The following is a 16,469-nucleotide window of genomic DNA, read 5'->3' on the forward strand; positions in this document are numbered from 1 at the left end:
CGCGGCGCCGGCTGCCGCGCGGAAGGCGGAAATCCTTTTCAACAACGATCCCGGCGGGGCGGGGTCCTCCCTGCCGGGCCGCGCTCCACCCGGCGGCGGGTGCGGCATCGCCCCGTTTTTGCAGGCGGATGGCCCTGTCGGATCGGCCGGGACGCCTTGTCTCCCGCCGGGAAGTTCCCCTAAGGTGCGCCGCAGGGACCCGGTGGTCTCCGGGCGCGCTGCGCCTTCCCGAAGCCGGCGTTTCACGGCCCTCCGAGCGGGAGTGTCGTTCTCGGCTTGAGGTTGGCACCATGGCAATCGCGACTGTCGTCACTTCGATGAAGGACGAGGCACCCTATGTCCTCGAATGGGTCGCCTATCACCGCGCCATCGGTTTCGACCGCATCGTGGTCCTGGCCAACGACTGCACGGATGGAACCGACGAGATCCTGACCCGCCTGCACGAAATGGGCGCCATCGCCTATTACCGGAACATCGTGCCGCTGGGGGCAAAGCCGCATTCCCACGCGCTGAAGCTGGCCAATGTCACGCCCGAGGTCCGCAGCGCGGACTATGTCATGGTGCTCGATGCCGACGAATTCCTCGTGATCAAGGCGAAGCCGCATTCGGTGGGCATGCTGCTGGACGCGATGGAGGCGCGCGGCACGGGGATGATGGTCATTCCGTGGCGCATCTTCGGCTCGTCGCGCAACTACACGTTCGAGGATCGCCCGGTGATCGAGCGGTTCCGCACCTCCATGTCGATCGCGAACCTGCCGAACAAGGGGGTCAAGACGCTGTTCCGCCAGCACGAGGCGCTGCGTCTGGCGATCCACTTCCCCAAGGTCATCCGGAAGAACGGCCGCAGCGTCGCGGATGCCGGGGATTTCCGCTGGACCGACCCGGACGGCAACCCGATGGCGCCGGGAAGGCTGAGCTGGAACGGCGGGAAGAACGTGGTGCGCCGCGACGCGGCCGAAGTCGCGCATTTCATGATCAAGAGCCTCGACGAATACATCCTCAAGATCTTCCGCGGCGACGGGCTGATGAATTCCAGCCGGCACGGCATCGACTACTGGCGGGGGGCCGATTGCAACGAGGCGGAGGATCTGGCCGTTGCCGACTGCGCGCCGCATTTCGCGGCCGAGCTGGCGCGGCTTCGGGCCGACCCGGAGCTGACGCGGCTGCACGACGCGGCGGTCGCCATGCGCAAGGCCCGGCTCGAGGCGCTGATGCTGAACGAGGCGACGGTTCGGCTGAAGCGGATCCTGAAGGACAGCACCGAGGGCGTGCTGCAACCGGCGCAGATCGAGGAATCGCGCCGGATCGTCACCGCGCTTTCGCCCGCCCGGGTGCCCGGCTCGGCGCTTGCGGAAGAGGTCCCGCAGTCGATCCTGCTCAGCGTCACCACGGTGGGCCTGCCCGACAGCGGCGCGCTGGTCGCGGCGGTGGCCGGAGCCTGCCACAAGCGCCACGCCATGTTCGTGCACGAGCACGATTTCGCGAAGCGGCCGATCTCGCTGCTGGTCCGGGCGATCGGGAAGGAGCAGAAGGCCGGGCTGCCGCACCATCTGGCGGTGCGCCATTTTCCCGACTACGCGCGGCGCGTGCCCGGCCCGGACTGGCCGATTGCTGGGGAGATCTCGGTCGTCCTGACGCGCAGCCGCGCCTCGGTGCTTGCGGGGCTGCCGCAGCGGGTGGCGGAGCCGCAGCCGAAGCAGACCGCGCGGCGTCTGAATGACGACGGCCCGCTTCGCCGCGCGCTGACCGGCCACGAGACGCTTGCCGAGGTCGAGGCGCTGGTCGCCTCCGGCCGGATCGAGGACCCGCTGCTGCGCTGCGACCGCTTCCTGCAGGAGAACCCCGGAACGCTGGTGCTGGATCTGGACGAGCCGGACCGCTGCAGGGACGATCTTGGCCGGCTGGCTGCCCCGGGAGGCGGCCACGAGGCCGCCGCACGGCTTCTGGCCGAGGCGCTCGGCCTTGATCTCGGGGCAGGGGGCGCGCCGAGGGATCGCCCCGAAGGGCTGCCGCCCGCGGGTGAGGGGCGGAAGGCCCACGCGCGGGCCCTGCGCATGTTCTGGTTCCGGCGCGGCGCCGCCGCCCGCAGCGGCAATTTCGGCGACGAGCTGAGCCCGCTGGTCGTGGGACGGCTGACCGGCCGAAGCATCGAATGGGCGGATGGTGGCGCCTGCGATCTGGCGGGCATCGGCAGCATCCTGTCGCAGGTCTCGAAGGAGGCCATGCGGGCGAAGCGCCGGGACGAGCTGCTGGTCTGGGGCAGCGGCCTGCTCGAGGAGGACATCGCGCAGCTGTCGCCCTGCATCCGTCCGCTGGCGGTGCGCGGCGTTCAAACGCGCGAGGCGCTCGGCCTGCCGGAGGGGCTGACCCTCGGCGATCCGGGGATCTTCGCGAGCGAGCTGGTCCCGGCCGCGCCGAAGGCCCATCGCTGGGGGATCGTTCCGCATTTCACCCACCGCAAGGACCCGGCGGTCCGTCAGGCGGCGCAGGAAAGGGGTTGCCTTCTGATCGATCCGACGTATCCGCCCGCCGAGGTGTTGCAGGCGATCTCGTCCTGCGAGGCCATCGTCTCGTCCAGCCTGCACGGGCTGATCGTTGCCGACAGCTACGGCGTGCCCGGCTGCTGGCTGAACCTGAGGAGCCACAAGTCGCACGAGTTCAAGTTCCACGACTATTGCAGCGGGCTGGGGCGGCCGATGTTCGTGCAGGTGGGGGCCGAGGATCTGCCGGCGCTGGTTGCGGGCGATCCCGACTTTGCGGCCTTCCCGGTGCGGGAAGACTGCAGGGAGGGGCTGCGGCAGGCGCTGGTGACGGCGCTGGACGGTTGACGCTGCCATCCGGCCATTGCGGCCGCTGCCGGCCCGGTCTCCCTCGGCTTGACCGTCCGGGCGTCCCGTGGTCTTCCGGCAAGGCCACGGCAGAGGGAGGCCCGATGATCGCGAGGGATGGAACAGTCGGCCACGGAGCATCCGGCCGGTGACGGTCTCGGTCTGCATTCCGGCCTATCGGGCGGGCGCCTTCATCGCCGAGACGGTGGCTTCCGTGCTGGACCAGAGCCGGGCGGACCTTCGGCTTATCGTCGCTGTCGATCCGGCCGAGGACGATCCGTCGGACACCACGCTCGCCGCGCTCGAGCCGTTCCGGGCGGATCCGCGGGTGGACATCGGGGTCAATGCCCGCCGCCTCGGCTGGGCAGGCAACATCGCCGCCCTGCTGCAGCGCGTGAGGACGGACTGGTATGCCGTCCTGCCGCACGACGACCTGTGGCATCGCGACTATCTGGCAAAGCTGCTTCCGCCGCTTGTGGCCGCGCCGGATGCCGTGGTCTCCTATGCCGACATGACCCGGTTCGGTGCCGCGACCGGGGGCCGTTCCGTGGTGCTGCCCCCGGGCGAGGACCGGGCCCGGCACCTTCTGCGCTTCCTGCTGCAGGGGGCGGAGGCGATGCCGTGGCGGGGCGTCACCCGGCGGTCCAGTCTCGCGGCGACGGGCGGCTTTCCCACGGACGCGCATCGAGGCTTTGCGGTGGAATGCGAATATGCGCTGGCGCTGCTGGGCGCCGGCCGCGTGCTGCACCGCGCCGAGGTGCTCTATCGCAAGCGTGTCCACGCGCCCGGTGTGCCAAGCGCCTCGCGCGCGCGGGTGGCGGGCGTGCCGCCGGCGGAGCGTCTTGCGGCTTGGCGGGCGCATGACCGGCAGATGGGGCTGCGCCTTCAGGCTGCGATGCGCGGCATCGCGATGCCGTCGGATCGGGAGGCGCTGTGCCGTGCCGCGCTGGACGCGGCCATGCTGCGCCGGCGCCAGCAGATGGTGGCGCCTGCGCTGGATGCCGAGGCGCTGGTGCGGGTCGGGGCGGCACTGGCCGCGGCGGCCGGAGACGGCGCCGATGCGGGTGCGGTGCGGGCGCGGCTTCACCGGGTCCTGTCGTTGCACCACCGCGCCGTCGGCGAGGCCGAGGAGGCCGGTCGCGAGGCGGCGCTGGCGGCCTCGCTCGACCCCGGGCTTGCCGACTGAGGCGCGGCGCGAGAGGGGGCGACCCTGCCCGGCGCGAGGTTTCCGGGTCGTGGCCCGCCCGATACCCGGGCCTGCGGACCGAAGGCGCAGCCCGACCGCGGGCCGAAGGCTCAGGCCGCGCGCAGCCGGGCGCAGGCTTCGGCGGCGAAAAGCGGCGCGAGGGTGAGCTTGCCGGTGTCGATCGAGTGATAGCGGCCGCGCGAATGCACCCCTACGGCGTGGCGCTGGTGCAACTCGCTGCTGCGGTCCTCGATCCCCGTCTCGCCCCAGGCGGAGATGTAGCCGCCCTTCACCTGCCAGCCGGCTTCGTCGCGCAGGCAGTCGGCCACCCCCGGCATCAGCCGGCGGAGGTTCGACAGCGTATCGCGCACGATCTGCTGCCGCTGCGCCTCGTCCGGCTCGATGTCGAAGCGGCTGGGCCGCAGCCTGCGCTCCTGCGCGAGAAGTCCGGCGGGATACCACGAGACATAGGCGCTGTCGGGAAAGGCGGTGGTGTCGCCGTAGCTGCCGATCAGGAAGGTGACGCTGGGCAGGCCGGCGCGCACGCGCGCGTCGCGGGTCACGAGGCCGACCTTGTAGCGGTGGATCACCGGGCGCGTGCTGGTGATGCCAAGCGTGGCGTCGATGTGAAGCCGCTGCTCCCAGAGGGCGTTCACCACGGCGTCGCAGCGCTCGGCCGAGGGGTGGCCCCCGGCCAGCGTCGAGACGCGGAAGCCCGCGCCCTCGTCCGCGACCCCGGTGATCTCGGTTCCGAAGCGCAGGGCGATCCGTGGTGCGGCGGCGAGGGCATCGCGCAAGGCCTGCGCCATCGCGGCGGTATCGACGCCGATCTCGCGCGTGCGGAATGCCGCCACGATCTCGCCGGGATCGAAGATCGCCGCCCGCTCCAGCGGGGTCAGTTCCTCCCAGCGGCCCTCGTCCCGGTCGGCGCCCAGGTCCGCCAGAGCCTGCTCGATCCCCGCGAAATGCGCGCGGATCCCCTCCACCGGCATCAGGCTGTCACGGGGAACGGCATAGGTGAAAGGGCGCGACAGGTTGCGCTCGAAGAGCGCAGCGCCCGTCCAGCGTTCGACCAGCGGGCGGAAGGCCAGCTGGCCCCGGATCATCATGCGCCCGGTGTCCAGCGTGCGGTCGAGCGCGTAGACGAAGCCCATGTGCAGCTTCCCCTCGCAACCGAGGCTCGCGCGGCTGAGCGCCTGCGGGCAGCGGTCGAACAGCGTCACCTCATGCCCGGCGTCGGCGAGTTCGAGCGCCGCAAGACTTCCCGTAAGGCCGGCGCCCAGCACTGCAATCTGCATCTTCGATCCCGAGTGGTTGCAGGGGACCGTCTAGAGCGGATGGGCGGGCGGTGAAAGCTGCCATCGCGTGCCGTGGCGCGTCGGGGCAGCCCGCCGCCATCCGGGGGCGCGCGGCCCGACTGGGCGGCGGCACAAGGTCAAGGGCGGAGCGTTGCCGCACCGCCCGGTGGCGCCCGACCCGACGGACAGGATCAGCCGCCCGAGACCTCGTCAAGATAGGCCGAGACCTCGGCTGCATCCTGCGGCTTCCGCGCCGGGATGGCGCCGCGGGACTCGAGGTCCTGCACGACCTGCTGGTAGCGGTCGAGGTAGTTCCCCGGCAGGTCATGCGCGATGCCCTGGTGGCAGTCGATGCAGGTCTTGCCCGCGTCCAGCGCGCGCTGGTGGTCGGCCGCCGCCCGGTTCTCCTGCATGGTGAAGTCCATGAAGCCGAAGTTGTGGCAGTTGCGGCATTCCTGGCTGTCGTTCTTCTTCATCCGCGTCCATTCGTTCGCCGCAAGCTCGATGCGGCGTTCGGCGAACTTCTCGGGCGTCCAGATCGACTTGCTGATGAAGTGGCCGTAAAGCTCCTTGGAGGCCTTGATCTTCCGCAGCATCTTCGGGCCCCATTCCTTCGGAACGTGGCAGTCCGGGCATGTCGCGCGCACGCCCGAGCGGTTGTTCTGGTGGATGGAGCCCTGATATTCCGCGAAGACGTTGTCGTTCATCTCGTGGCACGAGATGCAGAAGCTTTCCTTGTTGGTCATCTCCAGCGCGGTGTGGAAACCGCCCCAGAACAGCACGCCCGCGGCAAAGCCCGCGATGAGCAGCAGCCCGAGCGAGAAGATGCCCGAGGGCGAGGCGAGGAAGCGCCAGATCCGGCGGAGGAGGCCGGGACGGGAAGCAGTGTCAGACATCGGCGTCGGTCCTTACTGCCCGGAGGACTGGAAGATGTTCTCGACCAGCGCGGGGGCGTCGGCCTGCGGAACGTGGCACTGGTTGCAGAACCAGCGACGGGTAGCCACCGTGTCGGTCTGCACGCCGTCGCGGTTCTGGTAATGCGTCATCGACAGCGTGGGCGCGCCGCGGTCGCCCGAGGTGCGCCACTCGTGGCAGCCGAGGCATTCATTTGCCTTCAGGTCGATCTGGTACTTGTCGATGGAATGCGGGATCAGCGGCGGCTGCAGGCGGTAGTTGCGCACGAAGCGCTGCTTGTCCTGATGGAAGACCGGCGCGGTGGCGATCTCCTCGTCGGGCTGGGCGCCGCGGAGCGACTCGACCCCCGCGGCGACGGGCGCCTGCGACTGGGCGAATGCAAGGCCCGCCACGAGGGCTGCGGGAAGGGTCAGGGCGCCGAGGAAGGCGATCGGTTTCATGGCGGGTCTCCGTGGTCTCATGCGGCGCGGCTGGGGCCGGCCGGGAAGGGGGTGGCAGCATCGCGGCCCGGGGCGGGGCGCGCGTCGAAACGATGGGTGAAGCGGAAGACGTCCTTGTCGCAGACGTCGATGCAGCGGCCGCAGTCGGTGCAGTCGCCCGATAGGATGATCGGCGTGTCGGCGGTCGTGCCGCGCAGGGCGGGGGTGATCACCGCCATCTCGGGGCAGACGGCGAAGCAGTCCATGCAGTCGTCGCAGGCCGCGCGATTGGCGGCCGAGACGCGGATCAGCGACTTCGCGCCCAGCAGTCCGTAGAAGGCCCCGACCGGGCAGAGCCGGCCGCACCAGCCGCGCCGCGCGACCAGAAGGTCGAACAGGAAGACCGCCGCGACCAGCGCCCAGCCCGCGCCCATCCCGAAGACGAGGCCGCGCTGGAGCATGGTGATCGGGTTCACCAGCTCCCACGCGATGGTGCCCGTCAGGGCCGAGACGGCAAGGACCATGACCAGCAGCCAGAGCCGGGTCGAGGCTTTCGGCTGCCAGCCCTTCGGCAGGCCGAGGCGGGCGTGCAGCCAGTGGGCGGCATCGGTGACCGGGTTCACCGGGCAGACCCACGAGCAATAGGTCCGACCGCCGATCAGCGCATAGCCCGCGGCCACGATCGCCGCGCCCATAAGCGCCGTCGCCTCGGGCCAATGCCCCGCGACCAGCCCCTGCAGCAGCACGAGCGGGTCGGTCAGCGGCAGCACGTCGAGCGTCATCGAGCCGGCAAGGTCGCCCTTCACCCACCAGATCCCGGCCCAAGGGCCGAGCAGGAACAGGCCGAGGAAGACCGCCTGCGACAGTCGCCGCAGGACCAGCCAGCGGTGGGCGCGCAGCCACCCCTTGCGGGCCACGGCCGCATGTCCGGGACTGTGCGCGCTCATGGCCGGCCCCCCGGAAGCTGCATCAGCGGCTGGAAGTCGGGCACATCTTCGGGCATCCGGTCGGGCAGGTCCACGATACCCTCGACCACCGGGGCGCCCTTCTTCTCCATCTCCTCCCAGCCGAGGCGGTAGTGCTCGGCCGGTTTCCCACGCGCGAGGCGCACGGGCAGCACCTTGATCGCGGCCTCGGGCAGCACGCAGGACTGCTCGCACTTGCCGCAGCCGGTGCAGTGCTCGGCGTGGACGGTGGGCAGGAACATCGCGTGGTGGCCCGAGCGGGCGTTGTGCTGGCTTTCCAGCGTGATCGCGCGGTCGATCACCGGGCAGACGCGGTAGCAGACGTCGCAGCGCAAGCCCAGCAGGTTCAGGCAGTTCTCCTGATCCACCAGCACGGCAACACCCATCTTCGCGTGGTCGATGTCGGTCAGGCCGGGGTCGAGCGCGCCGGTGGGGCAGGCCACGACGCAGGGGATGTCGTCGCACATCTCGCAGGGGATGGCGCGGGCGGTGAAGAAGGGGGTGCCGGTGGCCGGCCCGTCGCCCAGTTCGGCAAGCGACAGCGTGTCATAGGGGCAGGCCCGGACGCAGAGACCGCAGCGGATGCAGGCGCCAAGGAAATCCTCCTCGGCCAGCGCCCCCGGCGGGCGCAGCGCCTCGGCCGGAAGCGCACGGGCGTCGCGGGCGTAAAGCGCCAGAAGCGAGCCCGCCACCGCGCAACCCGCCGCCGCGCGGGCCGCATCCGTCAGGAAGCGCCGTCGGTCGATGGGAGAAGCGGGGCGGGCGGCCATGTCAGGCGCGCTCCACCTTGCAGGCGCACTTCTTGTAGTCGGTCTCCTTCGAGATCGGGCAGGTCGCATCCAGCGTCAGCTGGTTCACCAGCTGCCCCTCGTCGAACCACGGGAAGAACACGACGCCCTTCGGCATCTTGTTGCGCCCGCGGGTCTCGACCCGGCTCAGCACCCGGCCGCGGCGGGTCGAGATGGCGATTTCCTGCCCGCGCTTCAGGCCACGCGCCTCGGCATCCTCGGGGTGCATGAAGACCAGCGCCGAGGGGAAGGCGCGGTGCAGTTCCGGCACCCGACGCGTCATCGAGCCGGAGTGCCAGTGTTCGAGCACCCGGCCCGTGACCAGCCACAGGTCGTAATCGGCATCCGGGCTTTCCGCCGGCGGCTCGTAGGGGGCGAAGATGATCTTGGCCTTGCCGTCCTTGTTGCCGTAGAACTTCACGCCCTCGCCGGCCTTGACGTAGGGGTCATAGCCCTCGCGGAAGCGATAGAGCGTCTCCTTGCCCTCGACCACCGGCCAACGCAGGCCGCGCGCCTGATGGTAGGTCTGGAACTCGGCCAGGTCGTGGCCGTGGCCGCGCCCGAAGGCCGCGTATTCCTCGAACAGGCCCTTCTGCAGGTAGAAGCCGAAGTGCCGACTTTCCTGGTTCCCGAAGCCCTCCGCGGTCTCCTCCAGCGGGTAGCGGTTCACCACGCCGTTGGCATAGAGCACCTCGTACAGCGTCTTGCCGCGGAGTTCCGGCTTCTTGTCCAGAAGCTCGGCCGGCCAGACCTCGTCGACCTTGAAGCGTTTCGAGAATTCGACCAGCTGCCACAGGTCCGAGCGCGCCTCGCCGGGGGCTTCCACCTGCTGGCGCCAGAACTGGGTGCGGCGCTCGGCGTTGCCATAGGCGCCTTCCTTCTCCACCCACATCGCGGTGGGCAGGATCAGGTCGGCCGCCATCGTGGTCACGGTCGGGTAGGGGTCGGAGACGACGATGAAGTTCTCGGGGTTGCGGTAGCCCGGCCAGCCTTCCTCGTTCATGTTGGGCGCGGCCTGCATGTTGTTGTTGCACTGCACCCAGTAGGCGTTGATCTTGCCGTCCTTCAGCATCCGGTTCTGCAGCACGGCATGCGCGCCGGGCTTCTCGGGGATCGTGCCCTCGGGCAGGCCCCAGAGCTCCTCGGTGTGGTGGCGGTGTTCCGGGTTCGTCACCACCATGTCGGCGGGCAGGCGGTGCGAGAAGGTGCCCACTTCCCGCGCCGTGCCGCAGGCCGAGGGCTGGCCGGTCAGCGAGAAGGGCGAGTTGCCGGGTTCCGAGATCTTTCCGACGAGCAGGTGGACGTTGTAGCAGTTCGAGTTCACCCACGAGCCGCGGGTGTGCTGGTTGAAGCCCATGGTCCAGAGCGACATGACCTTGCGGTTCGGGTCGGCATATTGCTTCGCCAGCCGCTCCAGCTTCTCGGCCGGCACGCCGGAAAGCGCCGCGACCTTCTCGAGCGTGTATTCGGAAACCGCCGCCTTGAACTCCTCGAAGGTGATCGGCTCCATGTCGCCGGTGGTCTTGGGATCGACCCCGTCCTCCAGCGCATGCGTGGGGCGCAGGCCGTAGCCGATCCCGGTCCTGGTCTTCATGAACGTGGTGTGATTGTTCACGAAGTCCCAGTTCACCGCGCCCGTCTGGATGATGTGGTTCGCGATGTAGTTCAGGATCGCGAGGTCGGTCTGGGGCGTGAACACCATCCCGTTGTCCGCGAGTTCGAACGAGCGGTGCTCGAAGGTGGACAGGACATGGACCTCGCAGCCCGGCTTGGTCAGTCGGGTGTCGGTGATGCGCGACCACAGGATCGGGTGCATCTCGGCCATGTTCGAGCCCCAGAGCACGAAGGTATCCGCCGCCTCGAGGTCGTCATAGCAGCCCATCGGCTCGTCGATGCCGAAGGTGCGCATGAAGCCCGCCACGGCCGAGGCCATGCAGTGCCGCGCGTTCGGGTCGAGGTTGTTCGACCGGAAGCCCGCCTTCATCAGCTTCGAGGCGGCGTAGCCTTCCCAGATCGTCCACTGGCCCGAGCCGAACATGCCGATGGCTTCCGGCCCCTTGGCCTTCAGCGTGGCCTTCCACTTCTCGGCCATGATGTCGAACGCCTCGTCCCACGAGACGGGCACGAACTCGCCGTTCTTGTCGTAGACGCCGTTGGTCTTGCGCAGGAGCGGCGTGGTCAGCCGGTCCTTGCCGTACATGATCTTGGACAGGAAATAGCCCTTGATGCAGTTCAGGCCGCGGTTCACCGGCGCCTCGGGGTCGCCCTGCGTCGCCACCACGCGGCCGTCCTTCACGCCGACCAGAACCGAGCAGCCGGTGCCGCAGAACCGGCAGGCGGCCTTGTCCCAGCGGATGCCGTCCGTGGCGGCCTGTGCCGGTCCGGCCAGCGGGATGCCCGCGGCCGAAGCGGTCGCCGCGGCGGCGGTCGCCTTCAGGAACGAGCGGCGCGAGGAGGAAAGGGTCATGCTGGTTCTCCCGTCAGAGGGTCGCGGACGCCACTTCGGGCGTCTCGAAATGGTGGTAGGCAAGCGTCACGCCGATGACGCCGGGGATCTGGTGCAGGTCCATGATCTGGTCCGAGGCGCGGCGCGTTTCCGTATCCTCGATGGTCACGACGATGCGCCCGGGCTCGTGCGCATGGACGGCGCCGCCCTCGGTCGCGTCGATGGCGGCGATCACCGCCTCGGTCCTGTCGGGCAGCGTCTGGACGAGGCAGCCGCAGATGTTCAGCATGGCCGGGTCTCCGGAATGAGGGGAACGAGCGCCAGCGCGCCGGCCGGGCACGGGGCGATGCAGGCGCCGCAGCCGGTGCAGATGTCCGCGTCGATCACGGGCAGCGCGCGGCCGCCGGTCTGCGGGCGGAAGCGGATGGCGGAGGCGTCGCAGAAATCCTCGCAGGCGCGGCACTGGGTGCCCGTCGCCTCGAGGCAGTCGGGCCCCGCCGCGACCCGCCACGGGAATGGGGCGCCGGGCTCCAGCGCGCCGGCGGTGCAGGCGCGGGTGCAGGCACCGCAGAAGGTGCAGGCGCCGGAGGCCATGTCGAGGACCGGCAGGCCGTCGCGATCGCGCAGGATGATGCCCTCGGGGCAGGTGCGGGCGCAGTCGCCGCAGCCGGTGCAGGTCCGGGCGAAGTCCGCGGCCAGTCCCGCGCCCGGCGGGCGAGGATGCAGGCTTTCAAGGAAGTGCCCGCGGAGAATCGCGCGGCGGCTGGACGGGCTGGGCATGCGGACCTGGCAAAATGGGCGAGACGTTTTGTCCCTTATCCAGCGAGGTATCCCGGACCGCCACGAAGCCGCCTTGATATGAGTCAACCTGGCCGTGTCATGCCTGGCCGATGTCACGCCGATCCGCCGGCCCCCGCTGCACGAGGGCCGTGACCCGGAAAGTGACGGCCGGGCAGCGCCCTGCCGTCAGCGCGGCGCCGTCCTGCCTTTCGCGCCGGACGGCTCCTCCTGCCCGGTGGAGGGGAACACGATCAGGGCGTTCAGCGCGAAATTCGCGAAGAAGGCGACGCCCACGCCCACGACCTTGGCCGCCACAGGGGCAAGGCCCAGCATGCCGGCTGCCAGCGCCGTCACGCCCACGTTCACCACAAGGCCCGCGGCGGCGGCGCCCAGAAACTTCGGATAGCGCCGCAGGCTCGGCGCGGTGCCGAACACGAAGGAGGCCGTCAGCCGGTAGTTCACCACGTTCGCCAGCAGGAAGGAGATCGTGGCAGCGGGCACCATCGGCACCCCCGCAGGAAGAAGCAGCGCGAAGCCCCCCACGTCCACCACCGCCGCCACGCCTGCCGTCAGCCCGTACTGGATCAGCCGGCGCAGCACCGGCGGCAGCCGGTCGCCGATCACCCGCACGCGGTTCACGCCCCGCCTCACGGTCGGCTGGGAAGCAGGTGGAGCGCGCCGGTCTCGATGAAGTGCTGGCTCGCCAGCACCTCCAGCGCCGGAATGTCGGCGAAGGTGGCGAAGACGAACAGGACCGTGGTCGCCACCGAGGCAAGGATCACCGGCCGCGCCCGATAGAGCTTCTCGGGCTTGCGCGCGACCGAGTTCGGTGTCAGCGCCAGCGCATAGTAGACCGCGAACAGCGTCACGATGCCGGGGAACAGCAGGATGTATTCGATCCGGTACTTGATCAGGAAGATCGCGACGAAGAAGGCGCAGAGCAGCGCATGGACGAGGTTCGCCACGGACAGGTGGTTCTCGCTGTAGTGCCGGAACGAGCGGCGATAGAGGCCCAGCGTCTCGCGCCCGTCGCTTGCCACGATGTCGCGATATTCGGCGAGCCGCTTGGAGTTCATCAGGAAGGCGCCGCCGAACCAGAAGGCCAGCAGCAGCGAGACCGGCGGCAGGCTGCCCGCATCCACCATCGCCCAGCCGATCAGCAGCCGGATCGGGTTGTTGATGGATTCGGACAGCACGTCCAGATAGGGCCGGTCCTTGGTGCGGATCGGCTTCACGTTGTAGGTGATGCCCGAGACCGCCAGCAGCAGGCAGGCTGCGAACAGCGCGTCGTTTACCAGCGAGGCCAGCGCCAGCCCCGCACCCAGCAGCAGCAGGTATTCCAGCAGCACGAGCGGCCCGAACATCCGCCGCTGCACGGCGGCGCGCTGCGACTTCTCGGGGTGAAAGCGGTCGAAGTCGCGGTCGAGCCATTCGTTGATGACATAGTTCGCCGAGGCGACGCCGACGGCCGCCAGAAAGCCGATCACGACGTTCCACAGGATGTCCAGCGGCCCTTCGGTCGTGGCATTGCCGCGCAGCAGCAGCGCGAGCGCGATGCCGGGCAGGATGAAGACGTTCTTCGTCATGTGGTCGAAGCGGGCGATCCGCAGGTAGTCGGAGAATCCCGCGATCATGCGCGGGGATGTCCGGGCGCTGCCCGATGCGGTCAGGTCGCTTGTCGTCATGAAATGCGTCTCCGGGAAAAAGCGGGAAGGGGAATGTCGCGCAGGCGGATCGCGCCCAGAAGGGCGGCGATCAGGGGAAGCAGCCAGATCACGCGGGCCTGGAACCGGCCATAGGGCGAGGCGAGGGCGCCGCAGATCAGCCCGTTGAGCACCAGTCCCGCAATCACCATCACCACGAAGGCCGCGAGACCGGCGCCGGCGTGCGGGACTCCGATCGGAACGAGGGGCGCTGCCGCCCCCGGGCGGGTCGGCCGGCGCCGGCCGAGCCAGCCGATGGCGAGCACGGCGCCCACCAAGCTGGCATAGGCAAGCCCTGTCACCAGATGCCGCAGCTCGGGCCTGCGATACATCGCCGAAGCCTGCGTCTGGGCCGCCATGGCGGGCGAGAAGTTGTCGGCGAGGAACCTGGCCCGCTCCGGCCGCATCGGGATGTCCTCGATCGACAGGGTCACCAGCTGCGCCAGACCGTCCAGCGCCAGCCCGCCGAGCGTCTCGACCGGATGGGTGCGGATCACCTCGGCCACGAACCGGCCCTGCTCTTCCGCGAGGGCGCGGCGGACCTCGGGCGACGCGGGCCAGAACACGCCGGTCGCGGGATCGGCGTCGAACAGGAACTGGATCCAGTGCACGGGCAGCCGGTCGGCGAAGGTGCAGAGCGCAAAGCCGCTGTCGGGGCAGGTCTCCCGGATCAGTTGTGTGCCGGGTCCCAGATGCGTCAGATGGGCGGTGACATGCGGCAGCGGCTGCGGTGGCGCGCCCGTCAGCACCCGCGTCGCCGCCGAGGCCCCCATCTGCCCGAGGATGCTGATGGCGATGGCGGCAGCCAGCGCCGCCAGTCCCGCGGGCGCCAGATGCGGCCGCAGCCGGGGAACGACCAGCGCCCCTGCCGCGAGGGAGGCGCCCGCCAGAAGCAGCGCAAGATGGCTGCTGTGGGACAGGCCGGAGAAGGCCAGCACCAGCCAGAGCGACAGGCGCTCGGCGCGGGACAACCGGTCCTGCGCCGCCAGCAGAAGGGCCGCGGCCAGGATCATCAGCCCGGCCCAGACGTCCGGCATCATCAGTCCGGCAAAGAAGGCGGCGGGCGTCAGGGCCGCCAGCCCCGCGGCGGACAGCAGCGCCGCCCGCTCCCATCCCTCGGGCAGGAAGGTGCGGAAGGTCAGCGTCACGAGCCATCCCGTCACGCCCGCCTGAAGCGCCACGACCGCCCAGCCCTGGCTGAGGGCCGATCCGGCATAGAGCACCACGCCGTAGTAGATCGAGCGGCCTGCGATGATCTCGGGCGGGCTGTCCGGCGCCGGCGCACCGGACAGCAGGCGCAGCGCCGCATGGGCCAGGTGGTGCGGATACCAGGTGTAGGCCGCGCTGTCGAAATAGAGGTAGGGCGCGCCGTTCATCGCCGTCGGCAGCGCGAGGACCAGGGCGCAGAGCAGCGTCACCGCAAGGGTCTGCGGGCGCAGGCGGGCCGTCGCCGCACCGGGCCGACCGATCACCGGCACGAGGCAGAATGCCAACGCCGCAAGGACCGGCAGCCAGAGCGGAACCCCGCCCCCCGCCACGACGCTTCCGGCGGAAAGCCCGACAGTGGCGAGCCCCGCCAGCCGCGCGCCGTCCGCCAGCCGCCCCTCCGCCCCCGCCCGCTGCGGAAGAAGCGTCAGGAGGGCCGCGGCCGCCAGCATCAGCCCGGCGAACAGCGGGCCGAGCGTCAGCGAGAGTGCAAGCCCCGCTGCCATCAACCCCGGCCCGAGCAGGGTGCCCCGCGCGATGGACACCGCCCCCGAGGCGAAGGGATGCCCCTTCCGCCGGGGATCGCGCCGGTCGCGGTCGAGCGCGAGCAGATCGCCGACCAGCTGGCCGCCCCAGGCCACGGCGGTGAAGGACAGCCAGCCCGCAAGGGCCGCCGCCCACGCCCCCTCCGGCATCCCCGCCGCGAGAAGCATCGGCACGAACACCAGCAGGCCGATCAGCCAGGCCTGCGGCGCGAGCATCCGCAGCAGGTCGCGGGCAGTCGGCCGGCGCGTCTCGAGATGCACCACCGACGCCGCCGCAGCCTCGGACGCCCGCCGCAGCGTGCCGCCCGCGTTCACCGTGACGGCGCGCGCGGCCTGCGGCCAGACCGCAAGGTCGGCGGCGCTGTCGCCGACATAGACGAAGCGCCCGATTCCGAACCGCTCCCCGAGGAAGTCCGCCTTGGCCGGCCCCTTGAGGTTCCGCGTGCCGTCCGAGCCGTGCATCTCGTCGAAGATGCCCAGGTGGTCGCCGATGGCGCGGGCAAGCCCGGCATCGCTGGCGGTGACCAGCGCCGCGCGCCCGCCCCGTTCCCGCCAGATGGTGACGAGGTCGATCACCGCCCGGTCATAGGGCAGCCGCGTGACGTCGAGGGACGCCGCGGCCGCCAGACGCCGCTTGAGGGCCGCGCGCCCCCCGCGTAGCGCCCAGGCCGCGTGCAGCGGCACCAGCATGTCGCGGCCAAGCGCCGACCAGAAGGTCTCGTACAGGATGTCCGAGGCCAGGAGCGTGCCGTCGAGATCGACGACCAGCATGAGATCGGTGGAAAGCCCCTCCAGCGCCGCCTCGATCCCGGCGGCGGGTTGAGGCGGGCGGCCGGGCAGCGGCGGAGCCGTGGCAAGGGATGCCGGATCAGGCGTGGACGTCATTGGAACGCAACATGTGGACCTGCCTTGAAGGAGGCGAAACGGGAAGCATCAAATGGCTTGAATCGAACGATGGGCGCGAGGATGCGACAGAACCCCTTACCGGTCCATTACCGATTCCGCCGGAAACTCCCTCCCCGGAGGTGGTGGGCCTGACCCGCTTTCGTCCGTTAGCCGTGGCGTTCGTCCTTTCGCCCGGGCCGATTGGCGCAGGACCGAGCCGATGGGAGGCCGGATATCGACCGCGCGGAGAACCCCGCCAGCATCCGGCGGGGTGGTCCGGGCGCATCGCGCGAAACGTCCGGGGCGCCGCTGGACGCGAGGAAAGCGCCGGGCAGATCCATAGGACGACGGCCGCAGCGTATAGGGCGGCGAAGAGGACAGCCGTCCCGTGCACGAGCCGGAGGGCAGGGACGGAGACTGGCCGCGCCCCTCCTGCCTCGAAGCAGGCAGGGGGCGCATTGGCGGCGTCCCATCCGGCCCGGAAGGCGGCACGACCGCCGTCATA

At 70.3% G+C, this 16,469-nt stretch carries 13 protein-coding genes; 2 read left to right on the plus strand and 11 right to left on the minus strand.

The annotated features are described in order from the left end of the window. Nucleotides 1–290: 290 nt before the first annotated feature. The gene (locus CK951_RS18960; RefSeq protein ID WP_198402483.1) at nucleotides 291–2,828 is read left to right on the plus strand and encodes a glycosyltransferase family 2 protein; all 2,538 of its coding nucleotides are present in this window, start codon (nucleotides 291–293) and stop codon (nucleotides 2,826–2,828) included. Nucleotides 2,829–2,976: 148 nt separating this feature from the next. Then, entirely contained in the window at nucleotides 2,977–4,014 is a 1,038-nt protein-coding gene (locus tag CK951_RS18965) for a glycosyltransferase family 2 protein (protein ID WP_157764675.1), read from the plus strand. 110 nt (nucleotides 4,015–4,124) lie between these two features. Here CK951_RS18965 and CK951_RS18970 read toward each other — a convergent pair whose 3' ends face one another. From CK951_RS18970 to CK951_RS19020, 11 genes are all read right to left on the minus strand, one after another. Beyond that, a complete protein-coding gene (locus tag CK951_RS18970; RefSeq protein ID WP_096787767.1) occupies nucleotides 4,125–5,312 on the minus strand; it encodes an FAD-dependent oxidoreductase in 1,188 nt (395 codons plus the stop codon). Between the two features lie 191 nt (nucleotides 5,313–5,503). After that, complete coding sequence (locus CK951_RS18975) at nucleotides 5,504–6,208, minus strand: NapC/NirT family cytochrome c (protein ID WP_096787768.1); 705 nt, start codon at nucleotides 6,206–6,208, stop codon at nucleotides 5,504–5,506. A 12-nt stretch (nucleotides 6,209–6,220) separates the two neighbouring features. Next, nucleotides 6,221–6,667, minus strand: a complete 447-nt coding sequence (locus tag CK951_RS18980) for a nitrate reductase cytochrome c-type subunit (protein ID WP_096787769.1) — start codon at nucleotides 6,665–6,667, stop codon at nucleotides 6,221–6,223. 17 nt (nucleotides 6,668–6,684) lie between these two features. After that, nucleotides 6,685–7,593 carry a quinol dehydrogenase ferredoxin subunit NapH gene (gene napH / locus CK951_RS18985; RefSeq protein WP_096787770.1) on the minus strand — a complete coding sequence of 303 codons (909 nt, stop codon included), beginning with the start codon at nucleotides 7,591–7,593 and terminating at the stop codon, nucleotides 6,685–6,687. Next, entirely contained in the window at nucleotides 7,590–8,381 is a 792-nt protein-coding gene (gene napG / locus CK951_RS18990; RefSeq protein ID WP_096787771.1) for a ferredoxin-type protein NapG, read from the minus strand. Before napG ends, napH begins: the two co-directional genes overlap by 4 nt. Before the next feature lies 1 nt (nucleotide 8,382). Then, nucleotides 8,383–10,866, minus strand: a complete 2,484-nt coding sequence (napA, locus tag CK951_RS18995; RefSeq protein ID WP_096787772.1) for a nitrate reductase catalytic subunit NapA — start codon at nucleotides 10,864–10,866, stop codon at nucleotides 8,383–8,385. 13 nt (nucleotides 10,867–10,879) lie between these two features. Further along, nucleotides 10,880–11,134 carry a chaperone NapD gene (locus CK951_RS19000; protein ID WP_096787773.1) on the minus strand — a complete coding sequence of 85 codons (255 nt, stop codon included), beginning with the start codon at nucleotides 11,132–11,134 and terminating at the stop codon, nucleotides 10,880–10,882. After that, complete coding sequence (locus CK951_RS21950) at nucleotides 11,128–11,625, minus strand: ferredoxin-type protein NapF (protein WP_096787774.1); 498 nt, start codon at nucleotides 11,623–11,625, stop codon at nucleotides 11,128–11,130. Before CK951_RS21950 ends, CK951_RS19000 begins: the two co-directional genes overlap by 7 nt. A 186-nt stretch (nucleotides 11,626–11,811) precedes the next feature. Then, a complete protein-coding gene (locus CK951_RS19010; protein ID WP_157764676.1) occupies nucleotides 11,812–12,264 on the minus strand; it encodes a GtrA family protein in 453 nt (150 codons plus the stop codon). A gap of 8 nt (nucleotides 12,265–12,272) precedes the next feature. Then, nucleotides 12,273–13,310, minus strand: coding sequence for a UbiA family prenyltransferase (locus CK951_RS19015; RefSeq protein WP_232520750.1), 1,038 nt, complete (start codon nucleotides 13,308–13,310; stop codon nucleotides 12,273–12,275). Next, complete coding sequence (locus CK951_RS19020) at nucleotides 13,307–15,964, minus strand: haloacid dehalogenase-like hydrolase (RefSeq protein WP_096787776.1); 2,658 nt, start codon at nucleotides 15,962–15,964, stop codon at nucleotides 13,307–13,309. The genes CK951_RS19015 and CK951_RS19020 overlap by 4 nt, the downstream gene beginning before the upstream one ends. Nucleotides 15,965–16,469 lie beyond the last annotated feature (505 nt).

Source organism: Rhodobacter sp. CZR27, from assembly GCF_002407205.1.
In the GTDB taxonomy this organism is placed as follows: Bacteria; Pseudomonadota; Alphaproteobacteria; order Rhodobacterales; family Rhodobacteraceae; genus Cereibacter_A.